Origin of the sequence: Psychrobacillus faecigallinarum, from assembly GCF_014836595.1 — a bacterium.
In the GTDB taxonomy this organism is placed as follows: domain Bacteria; phylum Bacillota; class Bacilli; order Bacillales_A; family Planococcaceae; genus Psychrobacillus; species Psychrobacillus faecigallinarum.
Map to the genome: position 1 here is coordinate 698,629 of NZ_JACSQO010000001.1, position 18,667 is coordinate 717,295.

General features: G+C 37.4%; 16 protein-coding genes. 5 read left to right on the plus strand and 11 right to left on the minus strand.

Annotation, left to right across the window (positions count from 1 at the left end):
- Positions 1 to 17 precede the first annotated feature (17 nt).
- A complete protein-coding gene (locus tag H9650_RS03430) occupies positions 18 to 1,313 on the plus strand; it encodes a S8 family serine peptidase (protein WP_151111065.1) in 1,296 nt (431 codons plus the stop codon).
- 70 nt (positions 1,314 to 1,383) lie between these two features.
- Here H9650_RS03430 and H9650_RS03435 read toward each other — a convergent pair whose 3' ends face one another.
- The 6 genes from H9650_RS03435 to H9650_RS03460 form a co-directional block, all read right to left on the minus strand.
- Positions 1,384 to 3,627 (minus strand): hypothetical protein, encoded by a 2,244-nt coding sequence (locus H9650_RS03435; protein ID WP_191696566.1) that lies wholly within the window; start codon positions 3,625 to 3,627, stop codon positions 1,384 to 1,386.
- Positions 3,628 to 4,059: 432 nt separating this feature from the next.
- Positions 4,060 to 4,539, minus strand: a complete 480-nt coding sequence (locus H9650_RS03440; protein WP_151111069.1) for a metal-dependent hydrolase — start codon at positions 4,537 to 4,539, stop codon at positions 4,060 to 4,062.
- A 191-nt stretch (positions 4,540 to 4,730) separates the two neighbouring features.
- Positions 4,731 to 5,159, minus strand: a complete 429-nt coding sequence (locus tag H9650_RS03445; RefSeq protein ID WP_318245380.1) for an aldehyde dehydrogenase family protein — start codon at positions 5,157 to 5,159, stop codon at positions 4,731 to 4,733.
- A 381-nt stretch (positions 5,160 to 5,540) separates the two neighbouring features.
- Positions 5,541 to 6,977, minus strand: coding sequence for a M20 family metallopeptidase (locus tag H9650_RS03450; protein ID WP_191696567.1), 1,437 nt, complete (start codon positions 6,975 to 6,977; stop codon positions 5,541 to 5,543).
- A complete protein-coding gene (locus H9650_RS03455) occupies positions 6,970 to 8,286 on the minus strand; it encodes an amidohydrolase (protein WP_191696568.1) in 1,317 nt (438 codons plus the stop codon). Before H9650_RS03455 ends, H9650_RS03450 begins: the two co-directional genes overlap by 8 nt.
- Positions 8,287 to 8,310: 24 nt before the next feature.
- Positions 8,311 to 9,846: an AbgT family transporter gene (locus H9650_RS03460; protein ID WP_318245381.1), complete on the minus strand. Its 1,536-nt coding sequence runs from the start codon at positions 9,844 to 9,846 to the stop codon at positions 8,311 to 8,313.
- Between the two features lie 107 nt (positions 9,847 to 9,953).
- Between H9650_RS03460 and H9650_RS03465 the strand changes: the two genes are divergently transcribed.
- Positions 9,954 to 11,267, plus strand: coding sequence for a helix-turn-helix domain-containing protein (locus H9650_RS03465; protein ID WP_151111081.1), 1,314 nt, complete (start codon positions 9,954 to 9,956; stop codon positions 11,265 to 11,267).
- Positions 11,268 to 11,534: 267 nt separating this feature from the next.
- Here H9650_RS03465 and H9650_RS03470 read toward each other — a convergent pair whose 3' ends face one another.
- On the minus strand, positions 11,535 to 12,059 hold the full coding sequence (locus H9650_RS03470) for a hypothetical protein (RefSeq protein ID WP_151111083.1): 525 nt from the start codon (positions 12,057 to 12,059) through the stop codon (positions 11,535 to 11,537).
- 214 nt (positions 12,060 to 12,273) lie between these two features.
- Entirely contained in the window at positions 12,274 to 12,750 is a 477-nt protein-coding gene (locus H9650_RS03475; RefSeq protein ID WP_191696569.1) for a competence protein ComK, read from the minus strand.
- Between the two features lie 261 nt (positions 12,751 to 13,011).
- Between H9650_RS03475 and H9650_RS03480 the strand changes: the two genes are divergently transcribed.
- The 3 genes from H9650_RS03480 (at position 13,012) to H9650_RS03490 (ending at position 15,067) form a co-directional block, all read left to right on the plus strand.
- On the plus strand, positions 13,012 to 13,494 hold the full coding sequence (locus H9650_RS03480) for a sigma-70 family RNA polymerase sigma factor (RefSeq protein ID WP_191696570.1): 483 nt from the start codon (positions 13,012 to 13,014) through the stop codon (positions 13,492 to 13,494).
- A gap of 202 nt (positions 13,495 to 13,696) precedes the next feature.
- On the plus strand, positions 13,697 to 14,098 hold the full coding sequence (locus tag H9650_RS03485; RefSeq protein ID WP_144537347.1) for a hypothetical protein: 402 nt from the start codon (positions 13,697 to 13,699) through the stop codon (positions 14,096 to 14,098).
- Positions 14,099 to 14,242: 144 nt separating this feature from the next.
- Positions 14,243 to 15,067: an aldo/keto reductase gene (locus tag H9650_RS03490; protein ID WP_144537345.1), complete on the plus strand. Its 825-nt coding sequence runs from the start codon at positions 14,243 to 14,245 to the stop codon at positions 15,065 to 15,067.
- An 88-nt stretch (positions 15,068 to 15,155) separates the two neighbouring features.
- Here H9650_RS03490 and H9650_RS03495 read toward each other — a convergent pair whose 3' ends face one another.
- The 3 genes from H9650_RS03495 to H9650_RS03505 all read right to left on the minus strand — a co-directional run bounded on the left by H9650_RS03495 (position 15,156) and on the right by H9650_RS03505 (position 18,624).
- Complete coding sequence (locus H9650_RS03495) at positions 15,156 to 15,812, minus strand: ribonuclease H family protein (RefSeq protein ID WP_144537343.1); 657 nt, start codon at positions 15,810 to 15,812, stop codon at positions 15,156 to 15,158.
- A gap of 186 nt (positions 15,813 to 15,998) precedes the next feature.
- Complete coding sequence (locus tag H9650_RS03500) at positions 15,999 to 16,241, minus strand: hypothetical protein (RefSeq protein WP_144537341.1); 243 nt, start codon at positions 16,239 to 16,241, stop codon at positions 15,999 to 16,001.
- A gap of 172 nt (positions 16,242 to 16,413) precedes the next feature.
- Positions 16,414 to 18,624: a hypothetical protein gene (locus tag H9650_RS03505; RefSeq protein ID WP_191696571.1), complete on the minus strand. Its 2,211-nt coding sequence runs from the start codon at positions 18,622 to 18,624 to the stop codon at positions 16,414 to 16,416.
- Positions 18,625 to 18,667 lie beyond the last annotated feature (43 nt).

The window sequence follows — 18,667 nt, forward strand, 5'->3', positions numbered from 1 at the left end:
AAAAGGAGTTTTCACAGATGAGCAAAGTAAAAATGGCAATCGCAAGTCTCTTAATCGCAGGGTCACTAGCAGCACCAGTACAAGCTAGCTCTGTGGCAGAAACACCATCTTCTAGCGAGGACAGAAATTCTGGAATCGGCCAAGAAAAGTTTCGAGTTTATGTAGAAACGAACGACAAGTCATCCAAAGCATCTCTAGCAAGCCAATATGAAGTTAGATGGGAGCTTTCGGATAATGGATTTTCTACCGAAATGAACGAAAAGCAGTTCCAGGCTCTACAAAACAATAAAAATATTACTGTTACAAAGGTACCTGTTGTAACGCTAGATTTACCAGCAGAACAATCTATTAATGAAATAGCAGATAACGAGATTGCTGCTAGAGCATCCCAGCAAGTTCCTTGGGGTATTAAAGCTATTTATAATAATAGTAGTTTAACTACTACTTCTGGAGGAAGTGGTATCAATATTGCCGTACTGGACACTGGAGCAAATATAGCCCACCCTGATTTAGCTAATAGAGTAGAACAATGTAAAAACTTTACTGGGGCAACTACAGTCATCAATAATAGCTGTGCAGATGGTAATGGACATGGTACCCACGTTGCGGGAACAGCTCTTGCAGATGGAGGAAGTGACAAAGGTGGAGTATATGGGGTAGCACCTGCTGCTGACCTATGGGCATACAAAGTACTGAGCGATAGCGGTTCTGGTTATTCGGACGATATTGCTGCAGCAATCAGACACGCTGCAGATCAAGCTTCTTCTACAGGAACAAAAACAGTTATTAATATGTCTTTAGGATCTTCTGGAAATAATAGTTTAATATCAAATGCCGTTAACTACGCTTATGGTAAAGGTGTTTTAATCATCGCTGCAGCTGGTAACTCTGGGTACGCACAAGGAACAATCGGTTACCCAGGTGCTTTAGTCAATGCAGTAGCGGTAGCAGCTCTTGAAAATACACAAGAAAATGGAACTTATCGCGTAGCTAACTATTCTTCTCGCGGATATACTTCCACAGACGGTGACTATGTCATCCAACAAGGTGACATCGAAATCTCAGCTCCAGGCTCCGCTGTATACTCTACTTGGTATAACGGTGGGTACAACACAATTAGCGGAACCTCAATGGCAACACCACATGTCGCAGGATTAGCTGCAAAAATTTGGGCACAAAATCCTTCATGGTCTCATACTCAACTACGCTCAAACTTACAAAATAGAGCAAAAGCAGTAGACATTAAAGGCGGATACGGAGCAGCAACTGGAGACGACTACGCTTCTGGCTTTGGTTTTGCTCGCGTACAATAATAACTAAATAGAACTATTACAGGCTTGTATCAGGTGCCAGGCACCTGATACAAGCCTGTAATATTGTTGTTTAGTAGTTGATGATTTGGTCTCCGTTTTTGGTTTTGAGCATTAGACCGTATTCGTTTGTAACACCTTCAATTGATACAATAGATAATGGACCAGATAGTTTGCCATCCTTGCCTTTGTCTATTAGTTGCTCTCCGTTTCTTTTTGGATTGATCGGACCAAAGTCAATAGAGAAAGCATTTTTTTCTGTGGCAAAGACAGTTTTGTTTTGGCTGTTTGTATATTTCACCTTTGTACCATCTGTATCAACCACTATAATGGATGCCTGCTTGGAAATAGTAGCTTGATCTTGGGCTAGAACTGCCCCATTTAAATACTTTATTGGTGCTAACGTAAACGTAATCTTTTCGTTATCCAGGTCGTTATCCTTAGTTTTCCCTTCACTTACTTCTCCAATTGAGAATGGTCCTTCTATCACTCTTAAAGCTACTTCCCCCCATCCAACAAATGCTGGAATTGCTTTTCCGGCTGGCTGCTGAAGAATGGAGAAATCAGTTATCGAATTTGTTTCTACATTTGCAGTAAATGTCCAATTCCCCTTACTATCAGCCTTTACTTTCCCAATAGAAAGCCCATTATTTTGGAAAAAGAATAATTCGTAGTTTGGCTGTGCTGTGCCTTTTAACTCTATTTTGCTGGCGTTAATACGATAACCAGATGTTCCTGCTTTAACGTTAAACTTAGTATCCAGCTTGACTGGGGCTACAGAGACATTAGCGGAAATATTAAATAATGAACTGGAAGTCAAATGATAGGTCCCGTTAATCACATCACCAATATCAAGCTCTGCTTTAAATGAATCTAAGGAAATATTCACTCCTTCATTTTGGAATATATCATTATAAAGCTTCCAGCTATATTTGACCCCTTCCGTAGACACAAAATAATTATTTTTAATGTCAATATACCTTATTTTTTTCTTGGTAATTGCAGCTTCCTTTGCAGGAGAATAAAGATTAAATACTCCTGAAGTTTGAGATTCTACTACTTTATTTTTACTGATTTTATGAAAGGAAACGGTCTTATCCAAAGCTGGAGTGCTAGTATCCTTAGCGGTGAATACAATGCTGACTACCCCATTATTATCAGTAGTTGCATTTACTGACTTAGATCCTGCGGTGTTATTTGCCACTCCATTAACAGAAATCAATTTGAGACCGGCTGGCACATCAATCCGAATAGATTGGTTACTTGCGTTATTAAAAGCAGCAGTAAGCGCTAAAACATCAGTTGTCTCTTTGTGTTGGACAGTTTGGTCTCCAATAAAAATCGGTGAAATATTACCAGGAACAGTAAAACTGACTGAACTAGTTTTGTATTTAATCGTGTAAACCGTGCCTGGAAGTTGAACGGAAGTTTTTAATGTAACGCTAAAACCATCGCCACTTAACGTAGCACTGCTAACGGTCATACCATTATTAGCTGTAAATTCAGCTGCCTTTACCGAAGATATAGACCGGTTCAATTTAATAAGAACAGTTGTGTTATCCACTCTAGAGACAGAAACAACTTGAATCGGTAAAATAGTTTGGATATTATTTATTCTAGCCTGGAGGCTGTTTTCCCATCTTAATGTTTCAGCATTTAAAATGGCCTGTGCCTCATTTATTTTTTTCGCGGCCTCTGTATGTCTGTTCTTCCTCATATCCTCTTCTGCACCCTTAGCTAGCATGTGAACCGTCACATCATTTTTTAACTCTGCAATTAGCTTTTCAGCCGGTCCTTTAACTGCACCTCTTATACGATCACGAGTCGACTGACCATAAACCCGATCTAACAGTATCGTCTGCTTTCGGAATTCTGCAGTCATTTCATGATAGGCTTTTTCCACCTGTTCTAAATTATTTGCCTGTACAGCTAAGGAAAGTGCATTTGTTTTGGCATGAATTTTAGTGCTTGCCGTAATAGCATCCAAATAACCTTGAGCTCGCTGAAGTTGAATTTTTGGCTCTATTAACATAGATTCATACTTCAATCTCTCTGAAAAGCTTTCCTTTGCAATTGCTGCCTCCGCATTTCCTATTGCTTGCTTAACATTATTAAATTGTTCCCATGGCTGAGTTATTCCATCTGCAGAGCCTTCTACAGAAATAGCCCATTTCAACACATTTCCTGCGTTTTGGGCATCAACCACTAGCTGTTTAATATTAATAGCAGCCTCCACTTGCAAAGTGGGTGACACAACGACAATGGCAGAAGCAGCAACCATTGCTGAAGCGGTCATCCTTTTCATTTTTTCCCTCATTGAATATTTCTCCCTTCCTTTCGTTTGTCGCTCAAGTTAATATATGTTACTCCCAAATAAACTTATGAAAATAATAGATATTCCATACTATTAGCCCATAAAGTTAACCGAACGATAAAGCCTTACTATGAAAGGAAGTCACCTAGACAAATAGATTTAAAATAAAAGAATTATTTTTCACTATCAAAAAACTCCACCAAAGCTCATAAGCTATAAGTGGAGTCTTTTACATTGAGTTTTAGGTAAATATAATTCTTCTGCTTTTTTAGGTAATAGTTTCTGACTTAATCAAACCTGTGTAAGATATTTAAAGAAATTTGTTAGGCTTCACGAGAAAGATATATTATTAACTTTTGTTGCCTATCTTTTTTCCAGTATATTAAGCTTAATTACTATTAGATTTTTACTCGTTTATTAAAAGATAACAATCCATTAAAAGTAATTAGTAAAAGCTCCATATCCAAAGTAAACTGTCAATAACGATAATACGGCAAATACAATACTTTCAACTATACTACCTGTTCTAGTCGTAATTGGTAATCGTACTGTTACCTTTAATGGAAAAAATAGTTTTACTCCGTTCTTTGTCGCCATGTCCAATATAAGATGGCTAGCTACTCCAACGGATATCCCCATCATAATTGCCTTATTCCAACTAAAATAATTCATCATAGCAGCTAATAGTAATATAAATAACAGACTGTGTGTGAAGGAGCGGTGTCCGAAAATCTTGTTAATAATTTTGGACAAGAAAGGGAAAGTTCTTCCTATCTTACTTCCACCGTGACAAATGTCCGGTAAAATAGCTCCTATTACACCCCCTACTACTAAAAGCACTGGGTCATAATCTGTTACCTGTGAAATAGCAAGACTTGCTGCAAGACCGCCAATGATGTGAGTGTTTCCTGTCATGCTAAATTATTCTCCTTTTTCTTATGTATGACAAAGCATGAATCATTCTACACTATTTGTTTTTATTTCTAAATAGGTGAAATCTCGCATCCTAGCAATCTGTTTAGGCATATCGTTCCGATTTTTTTAAAATAATCTTTCTCCCCTATAAAAAACAACCAATCTCTGCTCAGAAGATTGGTTATTTCATTTTATAATTTTATATGAATTGCTAGATTTTTAATTTGCACATAGTTTTGAACGGCTAAATGACTTTTTTCTCTTCCAATCCCACTCTTTTTATAGCCACCAAAAGGCATCTGCACACCACCAGCTGCTCCATATGTATTTACAAACACCTGACCTGCCTCCACACGGGCAGCCACATAATGAGCAACGTCAATATCCTTTGACCATACGCCCGCAACGAGACCATATTCCGTATCATTGGCAAGCCCAATCGCTTCTTCTATTGAATGAAAGCGGACAACGCTTAAAACAGATTTCTTCCTGTACGTAATTATTATCATGACAATGATTGTGGGGCTAATATAAAAGCTATTCTCATAGTCATTTACTTGTATCGCTTTTCCACCGTAAACTAAGCTATGATTCTCGTAAATCCCCCTGATTTGTCCCAATTGGAACGGATTGTCGTAAACTAGGCTCTGATTGTAGTAAATCGCCTTTAAGTTATTCTAATTAGAAGGCATTGTCGTAAAGTACCGTGGGATTGTAGTAAATCAGCCACCGATTGTCGTAAAATAGGCTCTAATTGTAGTAAATCGCCTTTAAGTTATCCTAATTAGAAGGCATTGTAGTAAAGAACCGTGGGATTGTAGTAAATCAGCCACCAATTGTCGTAAACTAGGCTCTGATTGTAGTAAAGCAGCCAGGAGTTGTCCCAATTAGAAGGCATTGTCGTAAAGCAGCCCGGAACTTTTGAATAAAATAAAAACGAACAACAAATCATCACATGTAAAGCCCTATGACAAACTTAATTGTCATAGGGCTTTTCTATTTTATATGGCGCTTGGGCGTAAATCTGCCGGTAAAGGATTTTTGTACCCATCTCCTACCTGCTTCAACAATTCTTTCTTCGCTTCATCAATGAGGTGTGGATTATCAAATAGTTCCACTGCACTTGCTGCTATTACTTTACCTGCATTGAGGAGACCTTTATGTGCCAAAGTAGTTTTCCCTTGTGAAACAAGCTGCCATGTATGCAACGGTGTTCCTGCTACAAAGCAAGTCGTGAAAAATTGAGCGGTTGGAACGATCCAACTGACGTCGCCAACATCCGTTGAACCTTGCATAACCTCACGATTTTTCACATAAGGAATGATTTCAGTGAAAAATGGTGATTCCTCAGAATAAAATCCTTCCGATACTGTGTATGCCGAAAGCTTTTCTGCATCAATCACTGCAGCCTCCACTTCCTCGGCAGTAATCGTTGCAGCCATCGCCTTAGCATATGCCATCTCTTCTTCATTATAAGTAGGCAAGCCAAAGTACTGTAGCTTTTCATTCACTACAACATTCAACGCATGGTTAGGGATATAGTTAGAGCAAGCTTTATCAAATTTCACGGTCATCTTGGTGCCTGTCATTAATGCAGCTCCCTCGGCAATTTTAACAACACGCTGGTAGATGGATTCCACATCTTTTAAATGGGGGGCACGGATTAAATACAATACCTCCGCATCTGATTGCACAACATTTGGTGATGCTCCCCCTGAATTGGTTATCGCATAATGAACCTTTGCCTCTGAGATAATATGCTCTCTTAAATAGTTAACCCCGACATTCATAAGCTCCACCGCATCTAAAGCACTTCTGCCAAGGTGAGGTGAGTTTGCTGCGTGGGCTGCCTTCCCTTCAAACGAGAAATATACCTGATAGTTTGCAAGAGATGAAAAAGAAAATATTCCTGAATATGAATTTGGATGCCATGTAAGAGCGGCATCAATTCCTTCAAACACTCCATCACGAACCATATATGTCTTACCTGATCCGCCTTCTTCTCCAGGGCAGCCGAAGTATTTAATCGTTCCCTTCACTATGCCTTCTTTTATTAAATCCTTTAAAGCAAGGGCTGCTGCAATGCCTGCAGTTCCCAATAAATTATGCCCACAGCCATGGCCATTGCCGTTTTCAATGAGTGGCTCTCTTACTGGCGAACCTGCTCTTTGGCTAAGACCAGACAACGCATCAAATTCACCTAATATGCCGATGACCGGTCCACCGTCACCATAGGTAGCAGTAAATGCTGTCTCAATGTCACCTACTCCACGCTCTACCTTAAAGCCCTTTCTCTCTAGAAAATTACTCAATATCTTAAACGATTCATATTCTTGAAAGCGTGTTTCAGGAATATCCCAAATGCGATCACTCAATTGAATAACTTCTTCTTGATATGTCTCTATTAAACTAGCTATTTGATCTTCTATGTTAATCATTAGCGCCCCTTCTTTCATGTTGATAAATTTGTTCGATTGTAGCTAACCAAGTATGCAATGCAATAGGTAGCACCGCTTCATCGATATCAAATCTCTCATGATGATGGCCAGCTGCTAGTGTAGTACCAAAAATGGAATAAGTGGACAGACCGCCATTTTGTTGGACACGCTCCATCATGAATGTCGCATCCTCGGAGCCAGCTGCAAAATCAGCAATTGGAATTGTTTGATTTACATCTGACACATCTTTGGCTGCATTTATCACAAGTTCTGCCAATTCTCTTGAAGACGAACAGGTTCTTGCGGCTCCAACAATTTCATAGGAAAGGTTTGCACCGTGCATTTGGGCTGCTCCTTCTAATACAGAAATAGCCTGGTCATGAACATATGTATGCACCTCGCTATTCTCACCACGAGTTTCTAGCTTCAATGTGGCATGAGAGGGAATAATATTTCGGCCATCCCCTGCCACACAAGTTCCTACATTAATCCGAGAGGCTCCTCCGCTATGTCGTGAAATAGAATGAAGACCAAGAATCGCAGACGCTGCTGCCAATAATGCATTTGTTCCCTTTTCAGGTTCTGCTCCAGCGTGTGCAGCCTTCCCAGTAAATTTTGCATCTATTTTGGAAGTAGCTAAAAAACCATTTGATCCCCCAATAACTGTTCCTAAAGGGGCACCGGTGCCAACATGCATACTTAGGAGATAATCGACATCATCCACAACACCTGCGTCTACCATCGATTTTGCTCCACGAACCCCTTCTTCTGCTGGCTGGAATATAATTTTAATGGTACCTTCTATCTTTTCTTTATTTTGCGATAGTACGGTTGCCAGTCCTAAGCCTAGCGAGCTGTGGGCATCATGACCACAAGCATGCATCCTTCCTGCATGAGTAGAGCTAAACCCGTTTAACTCAGGAGCATGACCTGCTTCTTTTGATTCCAAAATGTCTAAAGCATCCATATCAAAACGGAAGGCAATCGTTGGCCCTGTTTTAGTTCCTTCTATCGTACCTACTACTCCAGTATAGCCACCGACCATTTTGTCTATAAATCCAATATGTCCGCCATTCGTTCTAGCACTTTCATAAACCTTCGTCAAAATTTCCTCTGAAGGGACACCCATGCGCTCCTCCGAAACCACTTCTTTTCCAACCTGCACTTGAAAGCCTAAACTCTGCAGTTCATTGGCGATAATTGAGGCTGTACGAAACTCCGTCCAGCCTACCTCCGGATACTTATGAAAATCTCTTCTCCATGCAATAATTTGCTTCAATGAATTAGAAGGGATTGTAAATAAATTCAATACGTTCACTCCTCATTCATTTATTTATAAATATAAGGACACTCCTGGTCCAATCGGAATTCCGAAAAATGCAAAAACTAACATTAGAGCTATCCATACGATTAAGAAGATGATCGTATATGGAATCATTAACGACATAAGCGTACCAATACCTGCTTTCTTATCATAAATATGCATAAACGATAAGATAATCGCAAAATAAGGATTTAGGGGAGTCACCATATTCGTCGAGGATTCCCCGATACGGTAAGCAAGCTGGATAAACGCTGGATGATACCCTAATAGCATAAAAATTGGGATAAACACTGGACCAACTAGTGCCCATAATGCCGAACCACTGATGATAAATAAACTTAGAAATGCAACCAAAATAACAAATAATACAATGACAAAAATATTCGTCATATTGAGTGCACTCAAAATATCCGCACAATTGACGGCTAACCAAATGGCTATATTAGACCAGTTAAAATAGGCAACAAATTGAGCAATCATAAAGATTAACACTATGTAACCAGACAAACTACCAATAGCCTCTGTCATAATTTTAGGTACATCAGCTGTGGATTGTATTTTTTTAATAGAAACGCCGTATACAATACCAACAGTTACAAAGAACAAGAACAATATAGGAACAATTCCTGACAAAAATGGAGAGCGCAAAAGAGTGCCGTCCTCATTTAAAAGTGGTGAATTTGGAATCAGCATACCAATAACTACAATGGAAATAAAAATAATGGCAGCAATTAACGTATTACGTAAGCCCTTCTTTTCCAGAGGACTAATTTCTTTTGTAAACGCTTGTTGCTCCCCTGTATAAGTACCAAGGCGCGGTTCAACATATTTTTCAGTAATAATAGTACCTACAGCTGCGAGTAAAAACGTAGAGGCACTCATAAAAAACCAATTATCTAAAGGTGTTACTATTACGTCGGGATTTATTCCCTTAGCAATTTCTGTGGAAATGCCGGAAAGTAATGCATCCGTACCAGCAATAAGTACATTTGCTGTAAAACCAATGCCGGTACTCGCTACCCCTACAGCTAAACCAGCAAGAGGATGTCTTCCGACCGATAAGAAAACTAAGGCAGCCAATGGCGGAATTACTACGAAAGCAGCATCTGAAGCAATATTTCCTAAAATACCAATGAAGAATACAGCAAAGGTAATAATTTTTTTAGGTGTGTTAACAATTGCACGCTTCATAAGCATTTCTAACAAGCCTACTTTTTCAGCTAATCCAATTCCCAACATGATCGTCAGTACTAGACCAAGTGGAGCAAAACTAGTAAAATTTGTAAGAGTATTAGCTAGAATAAACTGCAGACCTTCCCCTGACAAAATACTCTTAACTACAACCGTTTCCTGAGTATTCGGATGGATGACCTCTGCTTGGAAGAAATTTAAAATCCAAGAAACTATCGTTAATGCAAGAGTTAGATAGAAAAAAAGAATAAATGGGTCTGGTAACTTGTTACCTATCCTTTCAATCAAAGATAGAAACTTGGAAAACTTGCCGTTCTCATTCACCTCTACACTGTTAGTTGTAATAATAATCACCCCTTCTGTTATTAAAAGACACTTTTTGCACCTGTCTTTAAACAATAGGGTAAACTATAATAAAACAAAATTCAACAAATTTTTAGAAAAAGGAGAACATTAAAACAATGGCTCGTATATTAATTTTTACGACTGAAAACTCACTGGGATGGGTCAAGAAAGTAGAATTTCTTCCGACTGATCCTTGTGAATATATTTTTAGGGTATATGAATCTCTTGAACATTTAAAAGAGATATTTTTAAAGCAAATTACCTTAGTCGACGGTATTTTATTTAGTGGTCAAATCCCACATTTTTTTGTGAAAGAGCACTTCCCTCAAGTTGACATCCCTATGTTGCATTTTGATGTCACTCCAAATGATTTCTATCGCACATTGACGGAGTATATGTATACTAACAAAGACTTTCAAATGAAAAGATGTTTGATTGATTTTTTATATGATGAGAACGATTATTTAGGGGTAAAGGAATGGACAACCGAGGAGGACTTTCCATATATCTTTGGAGCTACTATGCAATCTTATGCTGATCAGCAAGTGTACGAAAAAATGTCAGAATATCACATAAAGCTATGGCAGGAAAATAAAGTAGATGTATGTATGACTAGACTAAGCCGACTACCTGACATGTTAAAGCCTTACGGAGTTAACCTTATACTAGTTGTTCCATCAGAAAGAAGTATGATTATCCAGATTGAGGCATTACTAAAAGAAATTCAACTTCTACAACTAATCGAAAATCAAGTAGTCATTGCCCATTTGGAGTTTACCATCAGCCGCGATAATATCCGAGATTTAGAATACCGCCAAATGTCACTTTATAAGGCGATATTAGATTTCAGCAGAAAGAATAATATGAAGTTTATCATTCATCAAAGCGCTCTATATTATGAAATTATTACAAACTTTAGCGATTTCAAAATTATTACCGGGGAAATGAAACAATGTCAGCTAGTTACTTTTCTAACAACCGAACTACCCTTTGCAGTTAAAATTGGTTGGGGAATTGGTCATTCCATACAGGTTGCTCAGTTAAACGCAGAAAAGGCATCTCATCTTTGTACAGCAACCGAAACACAATCTTACATATTAACAAAGGAAGCTCATTTGATAGGACCTTTAGGTAACGAGGAGCAGATTCTTGTAGACACAAAATACGATTCCAAAATAGAACTATTAAGCGCAAAATTACACACCTCGTCGCTACAAATAAAAAAAATAATAGCCGTGATGGACAAATTGCAAACTAACATCCTTGCGGCAGAGGATTTAAGCATTCATTTAGGTATTACCGAAAGAGCTGCCAACAGAGTTTTAAAAAAATTAGAGGAGAGTGGGGCTGCAATTGTTACAACTCAACAGCAAAAGAAGCTGAGAGGGAGACCTAAAAAAGTTTATCAGATCCAGTTGGAAGATATTTAAAGACTGTTTGATCTTAAGATGCGTGTTCCGTCTATGCAATTTTTAAAGCGTGATTAATTATTTCTGCTTTTTAATTTGAAGCTCATACAGCTTTCTAAGTGCTTATTTTATCGCTTAATAAAGAAAATAAGTTATTAATATTAGCTGAGAATGCTTCAACATGCTAATACAACTTTCCTATTTTACCTAAAGGGACAAGGCATCGCAGCAAGACTTTAAAACTATCCTCTATACTTAAGAAAAACAGCTGAAAAACTCAGCTGTTTTCTATATTTTAATATATGGATTTAAAAGCTTTTTGTACATAATAGGTTCTCCGCTTTGTTGAAATGGATAAAAGCCAAGATTTTTAAAATAAACAGGTAAATCGCTAGTATTATCCTTACCTATTTCATCTTCACAGGTGGTAAGTAAGATCATTTCAACATTTAATAAAACAAGCTGCTCCTCAATCTTCTTATAAAAAACTTGACCAACCCCCTTGCCACTCCAGCTAGCATCAATTTTTAAAGAATGAAAAATCGCAATAAGTCCAGAGAGTTTATTAATATCGCATAACCTGTCTAAGTTTCGGAGAGAATAGGATAAACTTTTAGATAAACAATCTGCTTCACCACAAACTTCTATATAAGAACTCTTTTGCGTATTAAATAAATGTAAGCAAGCCTCTCCGACTTGAATTGGTTCTTCTGTTCCATCCTCATATACAATTCCCTGCGCAAGAACATTAATGAGAGAAGTACCTTCCTCCATATTAAGCTGATAATCTATGTACACATTAGCTATATCCATCATTTTCTCCCCTTAGTATTGTGAATAGTTCTTATTTTCTATCTTTATTTATCATAATAGATATTTAGACTTAAAAGTATAGTTATTTTTGACAATAATATGAACTTCAAATTTTATTGTCTCATAAAAAAAGCGACTGCGTATGGAGCCAACAGTCGTTTCCTCAAGGAGAAACCCTATATATTTTTTCGTCAAGCAGTCAGCAATCAATAAGTCACCCTTGTAAGTCAGAGTATCTGCCTAATAAGCCAAAAGTATTAATCATCGCGTGCATTCTTTCCTGTTGTTTAATAAGGACGTATTTGGAAGCGGCAACCTTAACAGTCATTCTGTTATAAAACGTAAGAAGGCATTCTCCTTGTCCTAGCTCCTCTATATGAAACAAGTGATTAAATATCCATATACACTCCAAATTATTATAGGACATCGTTGGAAAAGCAGCAATCTTCCCCGGTTCTATTATAATTGGAGTTTTTTGAAAATAACTCATTAACCTTTTAGTTGCCTGTATTCGACCTTCTAATGTAGAAGCATGACGAAGACAAGCATTTTCTAGCAATTGAACCACTGATAAATTGGATTGAAAGATTCCATGCTTAGTAGTTATTTTGGAATTATATCCATTAGTAAAACCTGACTCAAGCATAAGAGTATTCATCGTTATGAACAAAGAATCACAATAAATCAGCAAACTCCCTCCCCAAGTTTCTCCTTAGTTAAATAATACTAAAACATTTATCTCTTGTATAGTTAAATTATACTGAATAATTGTAATTATTAATATATTATGTAATTTTATATATTTTATTATCTAATATTAAGTTTTCTTAGTATGTTCTTCACGTTTTCCCAGGCATACTTTAAATTTGGGTGTTCGCTCCTTTTATTTTGACAGGTTATATTGTTGCTACCTAGGAAAAAACAATCATGCATGATGGAACAGGGATATATAGTGAATAATTTTGAACAGGTTCTAGAGAAATATAAACCAATGATTTCTGCCTGCTTAAGAAGATTAAACATTTATAAAAATCATGATGCATTCAAACAAGCAGCATTTATCGCTCTATGGAGGGCTTGGATAAAATATGACTCTTCGAAAGGAGATTTTACTCCATTTGCTTATAGAACCATATATGGAGCAATGCTAGATGAATTAAAAAAAGAAAACCTCATAGAAGAACGATTTCAATTACTAGAACATGACCGGTTGAGCAATCTGATAGATCATGACCAGCTTTTGCATATAGAAAATGAGCAATTGGCAACCGTGTTAAAAAGACTTCCTTCCCATGAAATAGAATTATTACTATGGATATTTGTTGAAGAATTTTCCCTACAGCAAGCTGCAATAAAAGCCGGAATATCTCTTTCCGGTATAAAAAAACGCAAAGAACGGTTGCTAAAAAAATTGAGGAAGGAGATGAGTAATTAACTGCATCATTACTGGTAAATGAAATCCTCTTAGCGCTTGTGCCACCGTTTGTTTTTATTTTTATAAATTTAGAATAACCTAAGAATTTACTGCTTTAAGAACGTTACATTAGTAAATAGCTCCAGCACATATAAATTTTTCTGTGTTTGGTTAACTTTTTAAATGGGTATTATTAGAACAAGACCAAGAGGGAGTGATAGGAATGTCAAAAATCGACAAGCAAGCAGTACTCATTGGAGGCATCGCTGCCTTCGCCATTATGTATTTATATAAATTAGAAAATCGTGAAAAAGCAAAGGTTGCAATGAAAAACACTAAAGCTAAAGTGGAATCTTATAGAGACTCACGAAGACACGCACCTACTCAAATGACAAAAGCAGGTTTCTCGGATCCTGGAGATCCAGATGATAACCGTATGATTGAAGAAGGTGCAATGACAAGCGTGCAATATTACAATGAAAAAGTACAAGACGGGAATGGCAAAAAAGATTTCCCTAAATCACAGAAAAAGAAACAAGCACCAATTACGGAGGAATCTCTGCAGGAAGATAACAATGATTCCCCCGCTAAACAAGAAAACACTAAAAGAATGCCACCTAAATAATGATGAAAAGCCTGTACTTTGTTATTTGCAAAGTACAGGCTTTTCATCTTAATACCAAATAGATGCGTCTTGTAAGATTATCTATTAAACTTAAAGGGTAATAACAAAAGTAAACTAATCTAAGCAGGATGGGAGAAATGTAGAATGAACTTTATTACTTTGAACAATGGATTAACAATGCCTCAGCTAGGGTTCGGAGTTTGGCAAGTACCTAATGATGAAGCAACTGCAGCTGTCTCCACAGCCCTTGAAGTGGGCTATCGTTCAATTGATACTGCAATGATTTACAAAAATGAACATGGTGTAGGAAAAGCTTTAAAGGATTCAGATGTTCCTCGCGAGAAGTTATTTATCACTACAAAGGTCTGGAACAGCGACCAAGGCTATGATAATACATTACGTGCATTTGATGAGAGTCTTGAACGTTTAGGGCTTGACTATGTGGACTTGTATTTAATTCACTGGCCGACTCCCCAGTTTGATGAATATGTTGAGACTTATAAAGCTATGGAAAAGCTTTATAAAGAAGGGCGCGTAAAAGCAATTGGTGTATGTAATTTTGAAGTCGAACATTTAGAGCGTCTATTAAAAGAGTGTGAAATTAAGCCTGTATTGAACCAAATTGAATGCCATCCATACTTAGCGCAAAATGAAATTAAGAATTTCTGCGCCCAACATGATATTTTTGTGGAAGCTTGGAGCCCACTTGACCAAGGTGGAGAAGTTTTGCAGGATGAGACTATTCAACAAATTGCAAAATCACATGGCAAATCACCTGCACAAATTGTGCTGCGTTGGCATTTACAAAACAATACAATCGTTATTCCTAAATCGGTGACTCCTTCTAGAATAGAAGAGAATTTCCAGGTTTTTGATTTTGAGCTGACCAATAATGAAATAGAACTTATTAACAACTTAAATAAGGACCGACGAAAAGGCTCTCATCCAAACGAGATGAATCTTCGTTAATACATGCCATAAAAAACCCCACATCCTTGACTTATTGGATGTGGGTTTTTCTAATGTAATTTAAGCCTTGAATTTGCTCTAAGTAGCTTTATAATAATTCACTATTTGCCAGGATCTCTATCCCATTTAACGCCTGAGTTGCTAATCGATCTGCCTCGGTATTTTCTTTACGGGGAATTAGCTCGTATGTGGGATCAATTCCTAGTTTCTTCATTTTCGCCTCGATACGATCTGCCCATCCTGAAAGACTTGGCTCAATCACGGACCACTCTCCACTCAATTGGTTAATGACCACTTGGGAATCCCCAATAAATGTCACAGGTATATGGTGAACACCTAGTATATCTAGCTCTTGTAAGCACATATTGAGTGCTGCATACTCTGCTTCATTATTTGATATTAAATGCTCGGATGGCGCATTGCTTCGAAGTCTATAGAATTTTCCGTTTTGTTCATAATAGATAACACATCCCATGCCTGACATCTTTGTTTGTATGTCAAAACCCCCATCAAAAAATACACGTACATTGTGTGGCTCGGTTTCGATACTTTTAAGATAGCTTTTTAACTCCTTCATCATCCATGAACTATCATACTGATCGATGAAATCTAGATGTTTTACCCTGCCAGTTTTCTGTATATCCTCCGCCATGAGAAGCGCCTGAGCAACAGGCATTTCATCTGAGCGAAAAAATGTTTCTGCTCCTCTAGGCGTAGTATAGGTCCATTCTATACGAATTTTCATCTCTAGCTCCTCCTCACATTTTGTTGCTACTTACGGAATATTTTCTAATAGTTTACCCTTTTTCCAACACTTTATGTTACTAATCTATAGACTTCCGGAAAAAGCAATAAAATCCAATTAAGATGAGGCTGTCCTTCGCTAAAATAGTCGTTCATGGTTTGTCCATGAACGACTATTTGCTTGTTCTTAGTTATTAAGCCGTGGTTTAACGTAACCATATCGATGAAATGAAACTTCTCCTGCAATTTCTATGTAAGTTTTTGCTTGATTCGGCGAACAATAGAGAGCTCCGTTTTCAATAATGGGCTCCGTTTCATCCAAATGATTATAGTCCATGACAATTAGGATATTCTCGTAATCCTCCTGTAATTTTTTAATCATGTACTCCGTAAAGGATGTTTTACCTAGAATAACATTTACCTTTAGCACTTTATCACCCTTTTTCAATATTAGATATTGCTACTTTATATTCTATAGAAAGGATACTAAAAAAAATGTCGAAACCGGTCAGAAACCCAATAAATATTTTTTAATAATTTTTCCTAGACAAAACTATCCTCTGCTTTAATAAAATTCCCCGGGAAATATGTCGAGGAATAGCTTAATAGGATGTCTTTTTTAGAAGTGTTCCCTCTAATTTTGAAGCCTCCACACTATACTTTAACTGGTCTTGATTAATTATTCCTGTAGTGGACGTAATAACAAACAAAGAGGATTTAAAGTTAAAGCCTTCTTCTCTGGAGATAAAGTCGATTACCTTTAATGTGTTCCCGTCTATGTAATCTACTTTAACCACAACAGATTTCCCTAACCCGTCATTAATAGTTAACGTTCCAGATAATGACCGTTTAAAAGAATGACCGTAGGAAGGATTCAAAAAGGAAAAATCAAACGTGTCTGTTATAGAGATACCATTAGATCCTTCATCATGGTAAGTAATTGCTGTAGAGGCAAAAGCTCCTTCAAAAATAGTATTAGTTGCAGTATTGATTGCCCCTTCACCATCAATTCCGTCCTGTCCAGGTGTATACTGATAGGCAACAAATGTATTTTCCATATTTTGAAGAAGGCTTACTGTTCCTAGGCTCCAATATCCATCTTCATCTACTGTTACCATTCCTACATAAACACTGTTCCGATAAACCTTCACCTTGTTACCTGGGTGTGCTGTGCCACTTATTTCATAGAAAGAACCATCAAAGGTAAGTGGGCTTTGAGCCGGGTTTGTAATTTTTACAGCTGCGTGTTGAGTGATATCAGATACTATATTCCAAGTGGATGCATTCTCTAATCTCACATCATAGCCCAAGGTTAGCATATCTCCCTTAGTCAAAGCTCTTTCAAATTCTTCCTTAGAGATAAGCTGACCATGAATAAAGAATAAATCATTCGCATCCCATTTATATTTCATCCCATTAACTACTATATAACCAGCTTCCTTATGTATGGTTTCATTTTCTATCTGAAAATCATATACACCTGAGTTAGTTTGCAGCTGATAAAAATGAGTGACCGCTGCTTGTTTACTCGTTTCATTGCCATCTAGCTTTTGAATGGTTGGCTGCACATTAGTATATGTACCAGCACCTGCCGTAACAGTGAAAACAACATGTCCATTCTGATCCGCATAGGATCTCCACTCCTGACTCGCTTCTTCTACGTGGCCATTTACTGAAGTTATTACTCCAGTCGTTGGTTCTCCATTATTATTTGCTAGACTTATTCTTACCCGGCCATTATAAGGAGAATTATCACTGTTCGTAAGTTTAGCGATGTATACATGCGTATCTGTAGTTTCGAGATATCGCTCCTCTAAATCATTTAACAATATACCAGAATTATCCGGAACCTCTGGTGTAGTAAAGATTATTTCACTTCCTTTCCAGGTAAGTAAATAATCAGTGTCTCCGTTTAAATCGGTGGTTGTTAATGTAATGGACTTCTTATCCTCCGATAATCTGGCATGCTGAACAATTTCCCCGGAAATTTTAAACTGGCCAGCCTCTAAATTAGAAGAGTTGGTTAACAGAGCTTTAGATAGTTTCACAGTCACAGTATTTTTTCCATCTGTAGTTGCAAAAAGTGGAAGCAACGGAACTGAATTTAGTGTGGATTCATAGTTATTTTGTAACTTTGAGTAAAAACTTAAGCTATCCTTATAGCCATTTAAGTATTCATAAGCCTTCATTAATTCAAGATCGGTTTCTATGTATTTTTCTTCCTTTAGTAATTTCTTCGCCTTTTCTAAATGCATATGTATAGTTACATCATATTGAACAGAATTCATTAGTGCTTCAAAAGTAGGCTTCACTGAGTTCCGAATTCCATCACGTGTGGACTGCCCATAGACTCGATCTAGCAGCTTAGTTTGTTTTCGATATTCGGCAGTTGCCAAATGGTAAGTTGCCTCAATCCTATCAAGTTCCCCCGATGCTATAGATGAATTCATATTGTTGGTGAGTTCTTTAATTTTTTCACTGGAGGTGATTGCGTCTATGTATGCCTGTGCTCGTTTTACTTGTATTTTAGCATCGACCAATCTAGCGTGCACATTTAACTTTTCCGATTGGGAAAGTTGTGACGAAGCTTTTTCGGCAGCTTCTATGTAATTTTTCGTTGTATTATATTCCGCATACGGCCTTGTTTTAAAGTTCGCAAAGCCTTCAACAGATATTGCCCATTTTAATATAGTGCCTGCGTTTATCGCATTGGTGACTAACTGATTTACATTCCCAGCAGCATTAACTGAAGGGACGGGGGCCGTAGCAATAAAGACCGTGGCAATAACTGCAATTTTAGTAGCTTTAATCATAGATAGTATTATGCTCCTTCTTTTTGTTTAATCATAACATGTA

Bases quoted from the DNA above. Each gene is read 5' to 3' on its own strand.
- H9650_RS03430 (WP_151111065.1), top strand. From the start codon at position 18: ATGAGCAAAGTAAAAATGGCAATCGCAAGTCTCTTAATCGCAGGGTCA.
- H9650_RS03435 (WP_191696566.1), bottom strand. From the start codon at position 3,627: ATGAGGGAAAAAATGAAAAGGATGACCGCTTCAGCAATGGTTGCTGCT.
- H9650_RS03440 (WP_151111069.1), bottom strand. From the start codon at position 4,539: ATGACAGGAAACACTCACATCATTGGCGGTCTTGCAGCAAGTCTTGCT.
- H9650_RS03450 (WP_191696567.1), bottom strand. From the start codon at position 6,977: ATGATTAACATAGAAGATCAAATAGCTAGTTTAATAGAGACATATCAA.
- H9650_RS03465 (WP_151111081.1), top strand. From the start codon at position 9,954: ATGGCTCGTATATTAATTTTTACGACTGAAAACTCACTGGGATGGGTC.
- H9650_RS03470 (WP_151111083.1), bottom strand. From the start codon at position 12,059: ATGGATATAGCTAATGTGTACATAGATTATCAGCTTAATATGGAGGAA.
- H9650_RS03485 (WP_144537347.1), top strand. From the start codon at position 13,697: ATGTCAAAAATCGACAAGCAAGCAGTACTCATTGGAGGCATCGCTGCC.
- H9650_RS03490 (WP_144537345.1), top strand. From the start codon at position 14,243: ATGAACTTTATTACTTTGAACAATGGATTAACAATGCCTCAGCTAGGG.
- H9650_RS03495 (WP_144537343.1), bottom strand. From the start codon at position 15,812: ATGAAAATTCGTATAGAATGGACCTATACTACGCCTAGAGGAGCAGAA.
- H9650_RS03505 (WP_191696571.1), bottom strand. From the start codon at position 18,624: ATGATTAAAGCTACTAAAATTGCAGTTATTGCCACGGTCTTTATTGCT.